We start from the raw sequence: 17,123 nt of genomic DNA on the forward strand, positions 1-17,123 counted from the left end.
GGGTTCCGGGTTACCTCTCGCAGAGGGCCGTGCCGGGGCGGGGCCCGTGGACGCAGGGAGCGAATCGTAGCCGCCGGGGCAGGAGGGGGGCCGTCACACCCCGCCCCTCACGCCTGCCCCTGCGCGACCGCTCTGGCAGGTCCGCCGGTCGGTATGGCCGGCCCGCTCAGCGGATCGGCGCGTACACCACCCCCAGCTTGTCGAGCTCGTCGCCCGCGCGGCCCGTGAAGCCCACGATCTGCCAGCCGGAGGGGGCCGTGAAGGTCTTCGCGTCGGAGGTGGCCGTGCCCGCGGACAGGCCCCGGTTCCTGTCGGTCGTGAACGCCGCCGAGAACAGGCGCGTGCGTCCGTCCTTCTGGCCCTGTGTCAGTCTCACCGAGGTCAGGTGCTCGCCGGCGGCCAGGGTCAGGGAGGTCGCGGTGCCGCCCGTGCCGCCGTGGGTGAGGGTGGTACCGCCGTCGTGGGTGAGGGACACGGCGTCCAGACGGGTGCTGCCGCGCAGCGTGAGGGTGCGCGGAGAGGGGACCGCCGGCAGGTCGTCCGCGTCGTTGAAGGCCGTGCCGTGCGGGCCGCCGAAGAAGTCGCTCGCGCGCAGCGACGCGTTGAGCGTGTAGGAGAAGTCGACCGCGTGCGGGAAGTGGTCGGAGAGGTTGCCGCCGGCCGGGTCGAGGAAGGACGCCCAGGCGTTGCCGTAGCGGGTCGCGTTCAGGCTCAGCAGCTTGCTGCCGCGGTAGAGGACCTTGTCCACGACCTCGCAGTCGTCCGGCGGGGCCGTGGTGGGGCAGACGAGCGCGGCGCTGCCCTGGGCCGGGGGCGTCCCGCCCTTGACGCGCTGCACCCATGCGTCGGTCAGGCCGTTCTCGCTCACGAGCGTGCGGATGTTGTCGCCGGAGCGCGTGTAGCGCGTGTTCGTGTCACCCATGACGATCACCGCGTTGCCGGACGAGTTCGCCCGGATGAAGGCGGACAGCTGCTCGATGTTGGCGCGGCGGGCGGCGAGCGCGTCGTCGGTGTCGTCGGCGTTGGTGTGCACGTTGTACAGGTCCACGAAGACACCCTCGGCGAGCCGGACCCGCGCCAGCGAAAATCCCTTCGGGGTGAGGCAGTTGGTGCCGGTGCACTTGGTCCACTTGACCCGCTGGAAGTCCTCGAAGGGATGGTCCGAGAGGGTGTTGAGGCCGTCTCCGAAGGGGACTCCGCCGCTGGTCGCGGTGCGGTGGGCGTGGTCGTCGCCCGCGTACAGGGCGGCGTGGTAGTTGAAGTCCTCCTGCACGTTGACGATGTCGTACGCCCCGAGGCGCGGCGAGATCAGCGGAGTGTTCTTCTCCGGGTGGCCGGAGCTCAGGCCCTCGGGGAGGCCCGCGACGTTGTAGGTGAGGACGTCGAAGGAGCCGGATTCCGCGGCGGCGGCGGGAGTGGCGCCGGTGGTGGCCAGGCCCGTGACGGCCAGGGACGCGGCCACGGCGGTGCCGATGAGTCTCTTCATGGGGGGTGTCTCCGGTCGGAGCAGACGAGGGGGAAGTTGAACGGTGCTCAGGTTCGAGGGCAACACCCCTGGTGCGCAAGGGGAATGGCGCGAACAGTGGGAGACGTCCTGGCGTCGGGAGTGCCGCAGCAGGTCCAGATCCGTGCCCCAGGAGTCGAGGAGCTCGCCGTGCCCGGCGTCGCGCGCCGCCCCCTCGATCTCGGTTGATCTCTCCAGGCGGGAACGTCCGTTGCCTGCCGGCACGGGAGGTGATCGGTTCGCGTCCGCGGCACCGGGGCACCGCCAGAGAGATCACTTCACCGTGCCGAGGCCACCCGCCCGGGTGTGCCGGGTCAGCCCGTCGGACGGACGTGTGGCGGGACACGGCCGCTGTGGACGCCGTCCGGACGCGTGCCGGGACGGGCCGCTCCCGACACCGGGGCTCACGGGCAGTCGTCACCGTCCCGCAGCGCGTCCAGGGCGGCCCAGCACGCCCCGGGCATGTCGCGGGGGAACACCGCCGGGGCGCGTTCGGGACCGAACACGACGTACCCCTCCGCCAGGAACGACAGGGCACCCCACTCCTCCCGTCGGTGGGACCGGGCCAGTACCCTCCCGCAGGGCGCGCAGGCGATCCACGGCACCAGCACCGTCGCGGCGAGCGGGTGTCCCGGCAGCACGAATCCGGCGGGCCGTGTCTCCTCCGCCCCGTCCGGGACCACCCGCAGCCGTCCGGCCTCCTCGCCGGCACCGGGCAGGGCCGCGATCCGCGCGCCGAGCCAGTCCCACTCCCCCCACTGCTCGGCCATCACCGCGAGCTCGGCGCGGGCCGACTCCTCGACGCCCGTGCCCTGTCCGAGCAGCCGGTCGACCAGCACCTCCAGACCGGCCTCCTGCTCGCCGATGTCCCAGCACGTCCGGACCTCCTCGCGGTCGCCGGGCGCCGAGAGCAGCCCGGCCAGCCGGCTCCACACGACGGCCTCCGCGGCGTACTCCCGCGCGCTCATCCGTTGATCCCGCTGTAATGCCGCAGGCTCCACCGCCACAGCAGCCGCGCCGCCAGATACGCCAGCAACCCGAGCAGCGGTGCGGCCGCGGCGAGCCAGTAGGGGACGCCGGTGGCATGGCCGTGGCCGGTCAGGACCGCCGCCGGGAAGTAGGCGACGAACGCGAGCGGCAGGCCGTAGGTCAGGAAACCGCCCACCGCCCTGGGCAGGACGTTCAGGGGGTAGCTGCCGAAGGTGCCGAGGAGTTCCTCCAGCCAGCGTCCCCACATGTCGGCGGCCGGGAAGCGCAGGGACGCGCTCGCCACGACCGTGAACAGGGCCGCCTCCAGCAGCATGCCGCCCAGGACGGCCGCGACCAGGTAGCTGACACGGCCCGCCGTCCAGTCCAGGTCACTGCGGGAGAGCGCGCCCACCATCAGGCCCGCCGCCACCGTCAGGTCCCCGATGGCGTTGGTCGGGAAGAACGCCAGCTGGATCTGGCGGTGGACCGGCATCGGGCGCATCAGGTAGATGTCGATGCGGCCTTCCTGTACCTGCCGCCCGGCCCAGTGCATGCGCCCCAGGAACAGGACGAACAGGCCGTGCGCCAGCATGCGCGTCGCCGGGATCAGCAGCACGTCGGAGCTGTCCCAGCCGCCCATCCCGGCGAACCGCGACAGCAGCACCGTCGCGAACACGATCACCGACACCTGCCAGATCGCCCCGATCGCGATCATCAGCAGGAACTCGGTGCGGTACTCCAGCTGCGCGCGGAAGTTGAGCGCCGTCACGCGCCACACGATCCGCAGTGCCTTCCACGACATCTCAGCCTCCCTGCGAGATCACGCGCCGGGCGGCCCGCCGCCACAGGAACCGGGTGAACAACGCCAGCGCCACGACCCAGGCGGCCTGCACGGACAGCTGGAACACCGCGTCGGACAGGGGAATGCGCCCCACGTACAGCGACAGCGGCACACTCAGCGTCGCCTGGAAGGGCAGGAACGCGCTCATCGTCACGAACCAGTCCGGGAAGAACCACAGCGGCGCGTACACCCCGGACAGCAGGTTCTGCGCGAACAGCAGGATGAGCATGGCCGCGGTGTTGCGGATCGTCCAGAAGCACAACTGGTCCAGGACCAGCATCACGTAGTACAGCACCCACTGGCCCAGCAGCATGCTGAGCAGGAACACCCCCGCCACGCCGGCCGACCCGGGCGGCTCGACGGCGCCCGCGGCCAGGCAGATCAGATATCCCGTCAACGCCCAGGCGAATCCGTACAGTTGCTCTCCGGCGGCCCGCAGGGCGTAGTAGCGCTGCGGCGGCAGCGGCCGCAGGTACCAGTACACGATCGTCCCGAAGTGCATGTGCTGAAGGACGGTGTCCCGGCCCGCGTACTGGTCCAGCTCCCGCAGCCGGGACGCCAGCACGGCCAGCACGGCGTACGTGACCGCCTGGTCGCGGCTCAGTCCCGCGGTGGTGCCGGTCTGCGCGTACAGGCCCCTCCACAGCGACCAGACCAGCACCACCTGCACGGCCAGCCGCAGGGCCACGGCCGTCATCCGGGGCGGTGCGTTCAGCTCGCCGAGCGGGGTGACCCGGGCGGCGCGCCAGGCATGGAGCGCGGCCACCTCAGACCTCCCCGGCGTGCGCGTACGCGGCCCGCATCACGTCCTCGAGGTCCGCCTCGTCCAGCGCGATGTCCGTCACCTCGAACCGCTCGATCACCGCCTTCAGCGCCTGCTGGACGGTGAGCGCGTCCGGACCGCCCGGGCCGAGGACGATCTGGGCGCCGGTGTGCCGCAGCAGCGTGGTGCCCGGCGGCGCCACGACCTCGGCGTGCGGATCGGCCAGGGTGGCCCGCACCTGCCAGGTCGAGCCGAACTTCCGGCGGATCTCGTCGAGTGAGCCGTCGAGCATCAGCCTGCCGTGGTTGACCAGCACGACCCGCTCGGCCAGCCGCTCGACCTCCGTCATGTCGTGCGTGGTCAGCAGGACCGTACGGCCGCGCTGCTCCACCTGGTGCCGCAGGAACTCCCGCACCTGCTCCTTGACCACCACGTCCATGCCGATGGTCGGCTCGTCGAGGAAGACCACCGGCGGGTCGTGCAGCAGGGCGGCGGCCAGGTCGCTGCGTACCCGCTGTCCGAGCGAGAGGTGGCGCACCCGGGTGTCCCAGAACGACGACAGGTCCAGGATGTCGTCGAACTCCGCCAGGCGGGCGGCGTGTTCGGCCTTCGCCACCTCGTAGATGTCCCGCAGGATCGCGAACGACTCGCGCACCGGCAGGTCCCACCACAACTGGGTGCGCTGCCCGAACACCGCCCCGACGTTGCGGGCGTTGCGCTCCCGCTCCCGGTACGGCACCACGCCCGCGACCCGGGCCTCGCCGGAGGTGGGTGTGAGGATGCCGGTGAGGATCTTGATGGTGGTGGACTTGCCGGCGCCGTTCGGGCCGAGCAGGGCGAGGAGTTCGCCCCGCGCCACGTCGAAGGTGATGTCGGAGACGGCGTGCTTGGCCACCCGCTCGGGATTGACCAGCGAGCGGACGGCGCCCGTGAAGCCGGGGCGGCGGACGGTGGTGTGGAAGGTGCGGGACAACCCGCGGACCTCGATGGCGACACTCAACTGACCCACCAACTCCCTTGCGCTGCACGCAGTCGCGGCCGGTCGGCTGCGGGAGCCGACCGGCCGCGGATGACGTCACGACACTGTCAAAATGTCGATCAATCGGTCAATCCATTAATCAACTTCTTACCTGGCGGGCGAGAACACGAACGAGAACTCCGCCGGTTCGGCCTTCAGGTAGTACTGCGGCAGCGGGCCCGGGCCGCAGGACTGGGAGCCGATGCCGTGCAGCCCGTGGTCCAGGTTGACCCACACCGTGTCACCGGGGGTGAGGTCGGTGCGGTGCCGGGCCGCGTCCAGCTGTTCGGTCGTCCAGCGCCGCGCGGTGAACCAGAACTCCGGGTCGCCCTCGATCCTGAGGCCGCCGAGCTCCACCCAGCGGACGTCGGCGCGGGCACCGTTCTCCTGCGGGCGGACGTACGGCGTCTGGAGGCCGTCCACCGTCGACTGCCAGCGGCCCACCATGGACGCCGTGGCCGTGTCCGGGTACGCCTCGCCGGGGCCGCCGCCGAACCACTCCACGCGATCCGCCTCGGCGAGCCCGAAGCGGACGCCGAGCCGGGGCAGCGGCACCGTCCAGTCGCCCTCAGGCGTCACGGACACGGTCAGCCGCAGCCGCTCTCCGTCGGAGGTCCAGCGGTACACCGTGTCCAGACCCACCTCGCGGGCGGCGGGCGCCACCCGGGTGCGGACCGTCAGCGCGTCGTCGCCCGCCTCGACCGAGACCAGGCGGTGGCGCATCCGGTGCAGACCGAGCGTGCGCCACAGCACGCCGTAGCGGGTGTCGGTCTGCCACTCGGCGCCGTCGTCGTTGTCGGTCGGCGCCCGCCACACGTCCAGCCGGGGTGCCGCGGTGACCTCCACCCCGTCGACCGAGAGCAGCGCACCGGTGCGCGCGTCGAACCGGGCCGGGCCCAGCGTGATCCCGCCGTCGTCGAGGACGGGCCGGTCGGTCGCCGGGAAGGACGGCAGCGGCCGCGTCCCCACGGCGAACTGGCCCCAGGCCACCACGTGGCCCTTCTCGGCCCACGACGTGTCGTCCGCGAGCAGCGCCCGCACCGTCCACTGCCGCTCCCCGCCCCGGCCGTCCGCGGGCGGCTCCGGCAGCTTCACCTCGGCGCTCTCGCCCGGCGCGAGCGCCGGCACGGACAGCGAGCCCGACTCGACCGTCTCGCCGTCCACCTGGCACGACCACTCGAAGGCCAGCGCGGACAGGTCGGCGAAGTCCTGCTTGTTGGTGATCCGCACGATGCCGTTCGCGCCTCCCCCGAGCTCTCGGCTTCGCTCGAGCAGGGGGGACCCCCAGCCCTCGATGTGGACCGGCTCGATCACCTTCTTGTACTCGATCAAGCCCGGGGACGGTGTCCGGTCCGGGAAGACCAGCCCGTCGCAGACGAAGTTGCCGTCGTGCAGCTCCTCGCCGAAGTCGCCGCCGTAGGCGTAGCCCAGCTCGGGGTGCTTGACGCCGTGGTCGATCCACTCCCAGACGAACGCGCCCTGGAGCCGGTCGTACTTCTCGAAGAGCTCCTGGTAGTCGGCGAGCCCGCCCGGGCCGTTGCCCATGGCGTGCGCGTACTCGCACTGGATGAACGGCAGCTCGCGGCGCCTGTGCGTGCCGCCGTCGAGGCGCTGCCCGATCTTCTCGACCTCGTCGTGGAAGGCGTACATGCGCGAGTACACGTCCGTGTCGCGGCAGTTCCAGTCGCCCTCGTAGTGCACCAGCCGCTCGGGGTCGCGCTCGTGGATCCACTCCGCCATGGCGGTGAGCCCGCGGCCGGTGCCGGCCTCGTTGCCCAGCGACCAGAACACGATCGAGGGGTGGTTCTTGTCCCGCTCGACCATGCGCGCGGCGCGGTCCAGCAGGGCCGGGGTCCAGCGGTCGTCGTCGACCGGGTTGTCCCGCCAGTCCTGCTCGGTGAAACCGTGCGTCTCCAGGTCGCACTCGTCGATGACCCACAGGCCGTACTCGTCGCACAGGTCCAGGAAGGCCGGGTGCGGCGGGTAGTGCGAGGTGCGCACGGCGTTGAGGTTGTGCCGCTTCATCAGCAGCACGTCCTCGCGCATGGTCTCCAGGTCGAGCGCGCGGCCCCGCTCGGGGTGCCACTCGTGCCGGTTGACGCCCTTGAAGAGGACGGCCTTGCCGTTGACCTTGATCAGCCCGTCCTCGAGGACGACCGTGCGGAAACCGATCCGCAGCGGCACCCGCTCCCCGCCCGTGGCCAGCACCCCGTCGTAGAGCTTCGGCGTCTCGGCCGTCCACGGCTCGACCGGAACCGTCACCGGCTCGCCGGTCGCGACATCGATGTCCAGGGCCGGCACGGTCACCCGGCCGTCGACGTCGGAGTCGACGCGCAGCGTGCCCTCGCCGGTGGTGTGGTCGTAGGAGGCGTGCACGAAGAAGTCGCGCACGCTGTCCGCCGGGCGGTGCAGCAGCGTCACGTCACGGAAGATGCCCGGCAGCCACCACTGGTCCTGGTCCTCCAGGTACGACCCCGCCGACCACTGGTGCACGCGTACGGCCAGCACGTTGCCGCCCGGCTTGAGCAGCTCGCCGACCGCGAACTCGTGCGGCAGCCTGGAGCCCTTGAACTCGCCGAGCTCCGTGCCGTTCAGCCAGACGCGGGCGCAGGACTCGACGCCGTCGAAGCGCAGCACCGCCCCGCCGTCCGACGGCCAGTCGGACGGCAGGTCGAAGACGCGCAGATGGTCACCGGTCGGGTTCTCCGTCGGGACGTACGGCGGGTCCACCGGGAAGGGGTAGAGGTGGTTGGTGTAGATCGGGGAGCCGAACGCCCCGTCGCCCTGGAGGACCCAGTGCCCGGGGACTGTGACCTCGGCCCAGTCCCCGGCGTCGTAGCCCTCCGCGGCGAACGAGTCGTCCTCGGCGCCGGCGGTGGCCGACAGCCGGAAGCGCCAGCTGCCGTTCAGCGACAGGGCTTGTGCGTCCGAGGACGCGTACCAGGCACGGGGCGGCAGGGCACCGCTGCCCGGAGAGACGTCCTCGACGTAGTCGACGGATGGGGTCGTGCGGAAAGACATCGGTCTCCTAGCTCAGCCCTTGATGCCGGTCTGTGCGATCCCCTGCACCAGCCAGCGCTGGAGGAAGAGGAAGACGAAGATCAGGGGCAGGATCGAGATGGCGGTGGCCATGAAGATCAGGTGGTAGTTGACGGTCTGGTTCGTCATATATGACGACAGTGCCACCTGGACTGTCCAGGCACTCGGATCCTGTCCGATGACCAGGGGCCACAGGAAGGCGTTCCAGCCGTTGATGAAGGTGATCGTGGCGATGGCCGCGAAGAAGTTCAGCGAGTTCGGCACGACGATCCGCCAGTAGGCGCCCCAGTAACCGAGCCCGTCCACGCGCGCCGCCTCCTCCAGCTCCTTCGGGAACCCCAGGAAGTACTGCCGGAACAGGAAGCACGTGAAACCGCTGAACAGGCCCGGGATGATCAGGCCCCGGTAACTGTCCACCCAGCCCAGCGACGAGACCAGCACGAAGCTGGGCACGAAGGTGACCGCCGTCGGAACCATCAAGGTCACCAGAACGGCGTAGAAGACCTTGTTGGCGTGCTTGTACGGGATGCGGGCCAGGCCGTATCCGGCCATCGAGCAGATCAGCAGGATGCCGGCCGTGTGCAGGACGGCGACGACCACGGAGTTCCACAGGGACTGCGCGAAGTCGACGGTGACGTCGTCGAACGGCTCGCTGATGTTGCCCCACTGGATGGACGTGGGGAACCACTTCCAGGTCTCGCCCGTGATCTCCGGGTCCGTCATCAGCGCGTTGCGGACGATCAGATAGAAGGGGATCAGGAAGAGGACCGCGGCGACGCCGGTCGCGATGTACAGACCGGTGCTGCCCATGACGCCGCCGCCGCGCTTGGCCTTGGCCGGCTTCGTCGCCTTGGTGATGTCGGGTGCTGTGGTGGTCACTTGGACTCCTCACCCCTTCCGAAGCCCATGATCTTGCCCTGGAGCAGGGTGACGACGCAGATGAGCAGGGTCAGCACGACCGCGCCCGCGCTGCCCGCGCCGTAGTTCTGGTTCTGGCCGAGGGCCACCTTGTACAGCTCGACCAGCGGGGGCTGGCCCCAGGTGGCCTTGGGGAGCAGGTTGAAGAACTCGTCGAAGGCCTGGTAGGCGGCCACGAGCAGCAGCAGGATCACCGCGGTGGTGGTCGCCCGCAGCTGCGGCAGCGTGATGTGCCGGAAGGTCTGCCATCCCGGCTTGGCGCCGTCGATGGAGGCCGCCTCGTACAGCTCCCGCGGGATGTTCTGGAGCGCCGCCAGGAACAGGATCATGTAGAAGCCCGACTGGAGCCACAGGCGCACGGTCACGATGACCAGCCAGTACCAGGGCGGATCGGGGTTGGCGAGCCAGGCGATGTTGTCGATGCCGAACCAGCCGATGACCGTGTTCATCAGGCCGAAGCGGACGCCGTTGAAGATGGACATCTTCCAGATCAGCGCGGCGGCGACGTAGCTGACCGCGGTGGGCAGGAAGAACACCGACCGGAAGAACGCCCGCATGAACCGGAGCCGGTTCACCAGCAGCGCCAGGCCCAGCGACAGGGCCCAGGTGGCCGGCACGATGAACGCGGCGAACACGGTGAAGGTGACGAGGGAGTTCCTGAAGTTCTCGTCCGACAGGATCTGCACGTAGTTGTCGAAGCCGACGAACTCGCTCGGCGTGACGGTGAAGCGCGCCTCGAAGAAGCTGAGCCAGATGCTCCAGCCGATGGGCACGAAGACGAAGATGATCAGGCCGATCAGGAACGGCCCGGTGAACAGCCAGAAGTTGAAGGTGCTGCTCGCCCTCAGGCCCCGCCGCGGCCGAGGCGTGGAGGCCTTGGCCGAGGCGGGCTGGGCGACCCCGCGCGTGGTGGTGGTCGACATGTCGAGATCCGTCCGGCGGTCTAACCGAAGAGCTTCTTGAGCTCGGCGTCGACCTTCTTCTCGCAGGCGTCGAGCGCGGCCTTCGGGTCGCCGTTCTTGCGGACGGTGTTGGCGATCACGTCCCAGAACGCCGCGATCATGGCCTGCGTCCAGCCGATGTTGTCGAAGTGGCCGAACTCGTTGAACAGCTTGACGCCCTCGGCCGGCAGGCCGGACTTCAGCTTGGTCGCGGACTGGGCGAGCGAGGTGCGCGGCGGGATGTGGAAGCCGTAGGAGGTGGCGAAGTCCTCCTGGTACTTCTTCTGCTCGATCCACAGCCACTTCACGTACGCCTTGGCCGCCTCGACGTTCTTGCTCTTGGCGTTGACGAACATCGACCAGCCGCCGTTGTAGACCGACTGCTTGCCGGCCGAACCGACCTTCGGGAAGGGGAAGATGCCGATGTCGTCGCCGAGCGCCTTCTGCATGGCCGGCATGGCCCACATGCCACACCACTGGATGGCGGTCAGGCCCTGGATGAGGGCCGAGGGGTCCCACGAGTCGGCCGGCGCGTCCAGCAGCAGGTTGCCGCTGGTGAACAGGGAGCGCAGCTGCTTGAGGCCGTCGGCGACGGCGTCGGTGTTGAAGGCGGGCTTGTTGTCCTCGGTGAGCGTGTCGGCGCCGGCCGACCAGATCAGCGGGCGGTCGATCGCCGTCAGGTCGTTGCCGAGGAAGATGCCCTTGACCTTGCTGGTGGTCAGCTTGTCGGCGGCCTCGATCAGCTCTTCCAGCGTGGTCGGCACCTCGACCCCGGCCTTCTTGAACAGCGAGGGCCGGTAGAAGAAGAACTGCGGGTCGTCGATCATCCGGACGCCGTATATCTTGCCGTCGACCGTGTGCGACTTGATGTCGGCCTGGTTGAAGTCGTCCTTGACCGGCTCGATGATGTCGGTCAGGTCGGCCACCTGACCGCTCTTGACGAGCTGGATCTGCGGGTGGAACTCGAAGACGTCCGGCGCGTTGTCGGTGAGCAGCGCGGCGAAGAGCTTCTGCTCGAAGTTGTTGCCCGTGATCCACTGCGTGGTCACGTTGGCGTCCTTGTAGGCCTTCGCGTAGCGCTTCACGGCCTGCTCGACACCGGCCTCGCCGTACGCGTGGAAGTACTGGACGAGGCCGTCACCCGAACCGCCGCTGCCGCGTCCGGTGTTGCTGCCGCACGCGGCGAGTCCGCCGGCGGCGGCCAGGCCCATCGCGGCCCGCATAAGGGTTCGGCGGTCCATGTTGGTGTTGCTGAATGCCGACATGCTGACGTCCTTGTCTCGAGTGCGGCTGCGGCTCTGCGGCTCACTGCCTGATGGCTCACGGCCCGGGGGCTCGCGCCAGATGGCTCAAAGAAGGGTGCGGTGCGGGACGCTAGAGCTTCGGCTAAGGCTTCGGCAAGGGGTTGGACGAAGTCTGTACGAAGCGTTGTGTCCCGTTCGCGATTTCGAACAGGCGGGCGGTGCGGAGGAGTTGGTTCCGCCCCTACGGGGAGGGGGTGGCGGCGCGTCTCCTCACGGGGGCGGTGCGTTTGCCGTTCTTCTGCCCGACGACCTGGAGGGCGCCCTCGAGGGCGAACGTCGCCGCGCCGAGGCACACCGGGTCGGTGGGGATCGGGGAGAGGACGACCCGGGTGGCGGCCAGTGGCCGGGGCAGCGCGTGCCGGGTCACGGCCTCGCGCACCTCGTGCAGCAGCGGCTCGCCCAGGGTGCGGGCCACCCAGCTGCTCAGCACGACGATCTCGGGGTTGAACAGATTGACCAGGTCCGCGACACCGGCGCCCAGGTAACGGGCGGTGTCGTGGACGACGCGGCGCGCCACGGGGTCGCCCGCCGCGACCCCACGGGCCAGCGCGTCGATGGTCGCCGTCTGGTCCTCGGCGTGCAACAGCGCGCTGTCGGGGTCGAGTTCGCGCAGGTTCAGCATGATGCCGCGCGCGCCGACGTACGCCTCCACACAGCCGTGGTTGCCGCAGCGGCACAGGCGTCCGTCCAGCACCATCGTGGTGTGGCCCCACTCGCCGGCGCTGTTGCTGACGCCGCGGTGCAGCCCGCCGCCCAGGACGAGACCGGCTCCCACGCCGGTGCCGAGGTTGACCACCACGGCGGTCCCGGCCCCGCGGGCCGCCCCGAACCAGAGCTCGGCGACCGCGCTGGCGCGCAGCGGGTTGTCCAGGTACAGCGGATAGGCGATGTGCTCGGTGAGCAGGTCGAGCAGCGGTACGTCGTGCCAGTCCCAGTTGGGCGCGTACTCCGAGATGCCGGTGGCGCGGTCCACCTGGCCCGGCACGCTCACGCCGACTCCGAGCACCCGGGCGCCTTCGATGCCGGCCTGGGTGACCACGGAGCCGACGGCGGTGGCCACGTGGCCGACCACCTGCTCGGGCAGGCTCTCGCTGGGGCGGACGTCCTCCTCGGCGCGGGCCAGCACGTTCAGCCCCAGGTCGAACAGCTCGACGTGGACGTACGTCTCGGCGATGTCGACGCCGATCAGCGCGCCGCCCGAGGTGTTGACCGCGACCAGGCCGCGCGGGCGGCCGCCCGCCGAGTCCTCGAAACCGACCTCGGTGATCATGCCGAGGTCCAGCAGCTCGCCGACGAGGGTGGCCACCGTGGCGAGGCTGAGCCCCGTGGCCGCCGCCAGCTCCTGCCGGGAGGTGGGTGACTCCGCGATGATCTGGCGCAGCACCTCGTAGCGGTTCGCGGTGCGGATGTCACGTGATGTGCGCTTCACCGGGGTGCCCCATTCCTTCCCAGAACGGCCGGGCCGGGTCGGACGTCGGCACCGGCGCGGCGCAAGGCTATGGGCTGCCGGTCCTTTCGACAAGGGGTTAGGAAAGGGGCTTTATAAAGTACCCGGCCGGTGGGCGGAGTTGAGGACCTGCCGTGGCCGACGGCCGACGGTGGCCCGCCCATGATGCCTCAGGGCGGGTGTGGGGCGGGGCCGGTCAGTCCCCGTTCTCGGCAGCACCCACGGGGCAGACCGCCTGCTCGCCGCTCGCTCCGGCGACCGCGGCGGCGAGCTGCCGCTGCACCTGCTCCGGCAGTGTGGTGCCGTGCACGGTGCCCACCAGGTCCTGGGCCAGGTTGTGGAGCTTGGTGTTGGTGTTCTGGGAGGTCCTGACCAGCACGCTCCAGGCCGCCTCGGGGCTCAGGCCGAAGGAGGCCATCAGGATGCCGCGGGCCAGGTCGATGGTGGGCCGCGTCTGCATGGCCCGGCGCAGCTGGGCGACTTCGGCGCGCAGGTCCTGGTCGTCCTCCCGCACCGGGGCGGCGGGGGGCGCGGCCGGTGGTGCGGTGTCGCCCCGCGCAGCGGTGTCCGCGAACAGCTCCCGGGTGCCGGTCAGCTCGAGGAGGCGCTCGACCGCGATGCCGCAGGACCGGACGGTGACCGTCTTGCCCTGGTCGACGGCACGGGCGCGCAGGTCCAGCAGCGCGTTGAGGCCCGAGCAGTCACAGAACCCGATCGCGTCCAGGCGCAGGTCGATGCCGCCGCCCGACAGGGTGAGCATGTCGTACAGCTCGGGCAGCAACCGGCGGCTGCCGAGGTCCAGTTCACCCCACATCGTCACGGACATCCGATCGCCGTCCGGCGTGACGTCCATGGTCGCCATGCACGGCGGGACCGCCGCCGGCGCGCTGTCGCCCGCCACGGCTGCGGCGCCCTCCTGCGTGTGGGAGCGCGCAGGGTACGCAGGCTCCGGCATGGCTCTGTTCTCCCTCGTCTGTACGCCTTGCCTCCGCTTCCAGCGTTGCCCCTCTACCCCACGCACGTCAATCAATACATGAAATGAAGTACGTGTTTTTGAGTGCGTGAATGTTCTGTCGCTAGAGTTGGGGTATGGATGGAGTGCCCGAGCCACACACCGGATGGACGTTCCTCACCAACCATGCCCGAGTGCTGGCCGCGATCGCCGACAATCACAGTGCCCGCATCAGGGACATCGCGGCCCGCTGCCGGCTCACGGAACGGGCCGTGCAGAAGATCATCGCCGACCTGGAGCAGGACGGTTACCTCTCCCACACCCGGGAGGGGCGCTCCAACACGTACCGGATCGACCCCGGCAAGGTGCTGCGCCACCCGGCCGAGGCGGGTCTGACCGTGGCGTCCCTGATGTCCCTGCTGGTCAAGGACGAGGCCGACCGCGCCACGATCACGGCCTCCCGGGGCCGGCCCCACGCCACGGCCTGACCGGACGATCGCCGCGCCGCCACGCGGGTCGTGCGTGCGGCGCCGATGCCCGCCGCGTCGGGCGCGGCGGGCCGGTGTGACGCCCTGCCCGGTGCCCGGACTGTGCCCGGCGAGCGAGCAGTGCCCGGACGAAGGCGTCGCCATCTCCTCGGCGGGTCGGGGGCCGCCTGCGCGGCGGGCCGTCGTGACGATCCGCCCGGCGCCCGGACTGTGTCCTGGCGAACGTGTTCCGCACGGGTGTGTGGCTGCATGTCCCGGCGGGTCCGGAGATCGCTCGGGCCGCGAGTCGTCGTGACGCCCTGCCCGGTGCCCGGGTTGTGCCCCGGCGCGCACGCCCCGCGCGAAGGTATGGATCCATTTCCCCGGCGGGGCCAGAAACCGCCCGCCCCGGCTACGCCCCCGCGAGCACGTCCCGGACGAAGGCGTTGCTGAATTTCCCCGAAGGGTCCAGCTCCCGCGCCAGCGTCCGGAAGTCACCGAGTCGCGGATACAGCCCGCTCAGGGCAGCCGCGGGCACCGTGAACACCTTGCCCCAGTGCGGCCGTGCGGCGAAGGGGGCCAGCGCCTCCTCGACCCGTCGCACGACCGGCAGCACCGCCTGCGTGTCCTCGATCCAGGTGAAGTGCGCCGCGACGGTGTCCCGGCCGTGGGAGGGACTCAGCCACTGGTCGTCACCGGCCACCGTGCGCACCTCGCAGGTCTGCAGGACGGGCGCGACCGTCCCCCGGATCGCGTCGAGCGCGCGCAGCACCTCCACGGCGTGCCCGCGCGGCAGCAGGTACTCCGACTGAAGCTCCGCCCCGCTGCTCGGGACGAACTCCGCCCGGAAGTGCGGCAGCCGCTGGTGCCACGGCCCCGGCACGCCGAACTGCTCGGTGCAGTTGAGCGCGGGCATGCCCGGCACCGGATGCATCTTCTCCCTGGCGGGAGCGGCCCAGGGGAAGGCCGGCAGTGGCTGGTCGGTGCGCCGCTTGAGCCACACCTGCCTGAAGCCCGGTTCCCGCCAGTCGGTGAACAGGCTGACGCTGTACCCCGTCGCCATCACCGTCTCGAACGTCCCGGAGTCCAGGCCCTGGAGCGGCAGTTCGGTGAAGACGTACTGCTCCACCTCGTAGGCCGGCTCCAGGTCCAGGGTGAGCGCGGTGACGACACCGAGCGCGCCGAGTGAGGTGACGGCCCCGCCGAACCGCTCCTCGTCCCGGCCTATCGTGACCGTCGAGCCGTCGGCCGTGACCAGCTCCACCTCGCGCACGGACGCCGACAGCGGCCCGTTGAGCACCCCCGAGCCGTGGGTCCCGGTGGCGACCGACCCGGCCACCGAGATGTGCGGCAGGGACGCCATGTTGTGCAGCGCGAGTCCCTGACCGTGCACCCGGCGGGCCAGTTCCGCGTAGCGCACACCGCCGCCGACGCGGACCGTACGGGCGGCCGTGTCGACGTCCACCTCCGGGGGCAGGCCTGCCAGCGACAACAGGACGCCCTCGGGGCCCGGTTCGGCGATCGCGTTGAACGAGTGCCCGCTGCCCAGGACCCGCACCCGGTCGCCGTCCGCGACGAGCGCGCGCAGCGCGGTGAGCGAGCCGGGCCGGTGCAGTTCCTTGGCCGCGTAGGTGATGTTGCCCGCCCAGTTGGTCACGGTCCCGTTCATCGCGTCGTCCTTCCCCGAGACGGCGGGGACCGGGATGCCCCCGCCGGAACCTACCCCGCCCCCGGCGTCCATTGCCGCCGCTGCCCCGCCCGGCCTACGGTATGCAGCGTAGAGAGCGGTTTCTACAGGTCTTACCGGAACGTTTCCGCAGCGCCGCCCCCGAGCCGGAAGGTCACCTCCTTGAGCCAGCGCCCCCAAGGACTGTTCGCCATGGCCGCCGAGAACGTGCCGCAGGTCTTCCCGCCCGAGGTGCTGGCGCGGCTGCGGGAGTCCGTGGACGTCGACCCGGGCCTCGTGGCCGAGGACCTCACCGACCCGCGTGTGCTCGACACGCTGGCCCGGACCGAGATTCTGGTGACCGGCTGGGGATGCCCCCGCCTCGACGAGAAGGTCCTCGACGCCGCTCCCCGGCTGCGGGCGGTGCTGCACTCCGCCGGCTCCGTGAAGTCCTTCGCCACCCCGGCCCTGCGCGAGCGCGGCATCGCCCTGTCGTCGGCGGCCGTCGCCAACGCGGTGCCGGTCGCCGAGTACACCCTCGCCATGATCCTGCTCGCCGGGAAGGACGTCCTCGCCGCCCGTGAGCGGATGCGCACCTCCCGCACGTCCACCGGCTGGGGCGTCATCCCCGGCATCGGCAATTACGGCCGCCGGGTCGGCGTCATCGGCGCCTCGCGCATCGGCCGCCGTGTCCTGGAGCTGCTGCGCCCCTTCGACCTGCGGCCGGCCCTCACCGACCCGTACGTCGACGAACGGCAGGCCGCCGCGCTCGGCGTCCCCCTGCTGCCCCTGGACGAGCTGCTGCGCACCTGCGCCATCGTCACCGTCCACGCCCCCGAGACGCCCGAGACCCACCACATGATCGGCCGCCGCGAGCTGGCCCTGATGCCCGACGGGGCCGTGCTGATCAACACCGCGCGCGGCGCGCTGGTCGACCACGACGCCCTGGTGGCGGAACTGCGCACCGGGCGGCTGACCGCGATCCTGGACGTCACCGACCCCGAGCCGCTCCCCGAAGACTCGCCCCTCTACGACCTGCCCGGTGCCTTCGTCACCCCGCACCTCGCGGGCTCCCAGGGCAACGAGCTGGCCCGGCTCGGCCTGACCGTCGCCCAGGAGGCGGAGCGGCTGCTGGCCGGGGAGAGCCCGGCGTACGCGGTGGACTGGGCGGCACTGGCACACGAAGCCTGAACCGCACGCCCGCGAAACGCCACGAACGGGGCATTGCGTCGACTCGGGGGGACCCGGTACCGGCCGCGTACACCCATGGGCATACCGTGAGGAGTCGTACGTC

The 17,123-nt window shown here is 70.9% G+C and carries 15 protein-coding genes; 3 read left to right on the forward strand and 12 right to left on the reverse strand.

The window, feature by feature from the left end:
* Positions 1 to 166: 166 nt before the first annotated feature.
* Positions 167 to 1,486: a jacalin-like lectin gene (locus AB0I06_RS14450; protein WP_363119091.1), complete on the reverse strand. Its 1,320-nt coding sequence runs from the start codon at positions 1,484 to 1,486 to the stop codon at positions 167 to 169.
* Positions 1,487 to 1,570: 84 nt separating this feature from the next.
* Between AB0I06_RS14450 and AB0I06_RS14455 the strand changes: the two genes are divergently transcribed.
* Positions 1,571 to 1,693 (forward strand): hypothetical protein, encoded by a 123-nt coding sequence (locus AB0I06_RS14455; RefSeq protein ID WP_363119092.1) that lies wholly within the window; start codon positions 1,571 to 1,573, stop codon positions 1,691 to 1,693.
* 215 nt (positions 1,694 to 1,908) lie between these two features.
* Here the strand turns inward: AB0I06_RS14455 and AB0I06_RS14460 are convergent, their stop codons facing one another.
* The 10 genes from AB0I06_RS14460 to AB0I06_RS14505 all read right to left on the reverse strand — a co-directional run bounded on the left by AB0I06_RS14460 (position 1,909) and on the right by AB0I06_RS14505 (position 13,699).
* Positions 1,909 to 2,472 (reverse strand): hypothetical protein, encoded by a 564-nt coding sequence (locus AB0I06_RS14460; protein WP_363119093.1) that lies wholly within the window; start codon positions 2,470 to 2,472, stop codon positions 1,909 to 1,911.
* Positions 2,469 to 3,275 carry an ABC-2 family transporter protein gene (locus tag AB0I06_RS14465; protein ID WP_363119094.1) on the reverse strand — a complete coding sequence of 269 codons (807 nt, stop codon included), beginning with the start codon at positions 3,273 to 3,275 and terminating at the stop codon, positions 2,469 to 2,471. The genes AB0I06_RS14460 and AB0I06_RS14465 overlap by 4 nt, the downstream gene beginning before the upstream one ends.
* 1 nt (position 3,276) lies before the next feature.
* Positions 3,277 to 4,080, reverse strand: a complete 804-nt coding sequence (locus AB0I06_RS14470; protein ID WP_363119095.1) for an ABC-2 family transporter protein — start codon at positions 4,078 to 4,080, stop codon at positions 3,277 to 3,279.
* 1 nt (position 4,081) lies between these two features.
* A complete protein-coding gene (locus AB0I06_RS14475; protein WP_363119209.1) occupies positions 4,082 to 5,077 on the reverse strand; it encodes an ATP-binding cassette domain-containing protein in 996 nt (331 codons plus the stop codon).
* 126 nt (positions 5,078 to 5,203) lie between these two features.
* Positions 5,204 to 8,116: a glycoside hydrolase family 2 TIM barrel-domain containing protein gene (locus AB0I06_RS14480; RefSeq protein WP_363119096.1), complete on the reverse strand. Its 2,913-nt coding sequence runs from the start codon at positions 8,114 to 8,116 to the stop codon at positions 5,204 to 5,206.
* 12 nt (positions 8,117 to 8,128) lie between these two features.
* Positions 8,129 to 9,013, reverse strand: a complete 885-nt coding sequence (locus AB0I06_RS14485) for a carbohydrate ABC transporter permease (RefSeq protein WP_363119097.1) — start codon at positions 9,011 to 9,013, stop codon at positions 8,129 to 8,131.
* Positions 9,010 to 9,975, reverse strand: a complete 966-nt coding sequence (locus tag AB0I06_RS14490; protein ID WP_363119098.1) for a sugar ABC transporter permease — start codon at positions 9,973 to 9,975, stop codon at positions 9,010 to 9,012. The genes AB0I06_RS14485 and AB0I06_RS14490 overlap by 4 nt, the downstream gene beginning before the upstream one ends.
* Before the next feature lie 20 nt (positions 9,976 to 9,995).
* Positions 9,996 to 11,258, reverse strand: coding sequence for a sugar ABC transporter substrate-binding protein (locus tag AB0I06_RS14495; RefSeq protein ID WP_363119099.1), 1,263 nt, complete (start codon positions 11,256 to 11,258; stop codon positions 9,996 to 9,998).
* Between the two features lie 220 nt (positions 11,259 to 11,478).
* Positions 11,479 to 12,726: an ROK family transcriptional regulator gene (locus AB0I06_RS14500; protein WP_363119100.1), complete on the reverse strand. Its 1,248-nt coding sequence runs from the start codon at positions 12,724 to 12,726 to the stop codon at positions 11,479 to 11,481.
* Positions 12,727 to 12,940: 214 nt separating this feature from the next.
* The gene (locus AB0I06_RS14505) at positions 12,941 to 13,699 is read right to left on the reverse strand and encodes an ANTAR domain-containing protein (protein WP_363119101.1); all 759 of its coding nucleotides are present in this window, start codon (positions 13,697 to 13,699) and stop codon (positions 12,941 to 12,943) included.
* A gap of 134 nt (positions 13,700 to 13,833) precedes the next feature.
* On the opposite strand from AB0I06_RS14505, the gene AB0I06_RS14510 reads away from it, so the two are divergent.
* Complete coding sequence (locus tag AB0I06_RS14510) at positions 13,834 to 14,184, forward strand: helix-turn-helix domain-containing protein (RefSeq protein ID WP_363119102.1); 351 nt, start codon at positions 13,834 to 13,836, stop codon at positions 14,182 to 14,184.
* Between the two features lie 391 nt (positions 14,185 to 14,575).
* On the opposite strand, the gene AB0I06_RS14515 is transcribed toward AB0I06_RS14510, so the two are convergent.
* Positions 14,576 to 15,832, reverse strand: a complete 1,257-nt coding sequence (locus AB0I06_RS14515) for a D-arabinono-1,4-lactone oxidase (protein WP_363119103.1) — start codon at positions 15,830 to 15,832, stop codon at positions 14,576 to 14,578.
* 180 nt (positions 15,833 to 16,012) lie between these two features.
* Here AB0I06_RS14515 and AB0I06_RS14520 point away from each other — a divergent pair, with 180 nt between their 5' ends.
* Positions 16,013 to 17,020, forward strand: coding sequence for a hydroxyacid dehydrogenase (locus tag AB0I06_RS14520; RefSeq protein WP_363119104.1), 1,008 nt, complete (start codon positions 16,013 to 16,015; stop codon positions 17,018 to 17,020).
* Positions 17,021 to 17,123: the final 103 nt, after the last annotated feature.

The sequence above is a fragment of the Streptomyces sp. NPDC050674 genome (assembly GCF_040654575.1).
Taxonomy (GTDB): domain Bacteria; phylum Actinomycetota; class Actinomycetes; order Streptomycetales; family Streptomycetaceae; genus Streptomyces.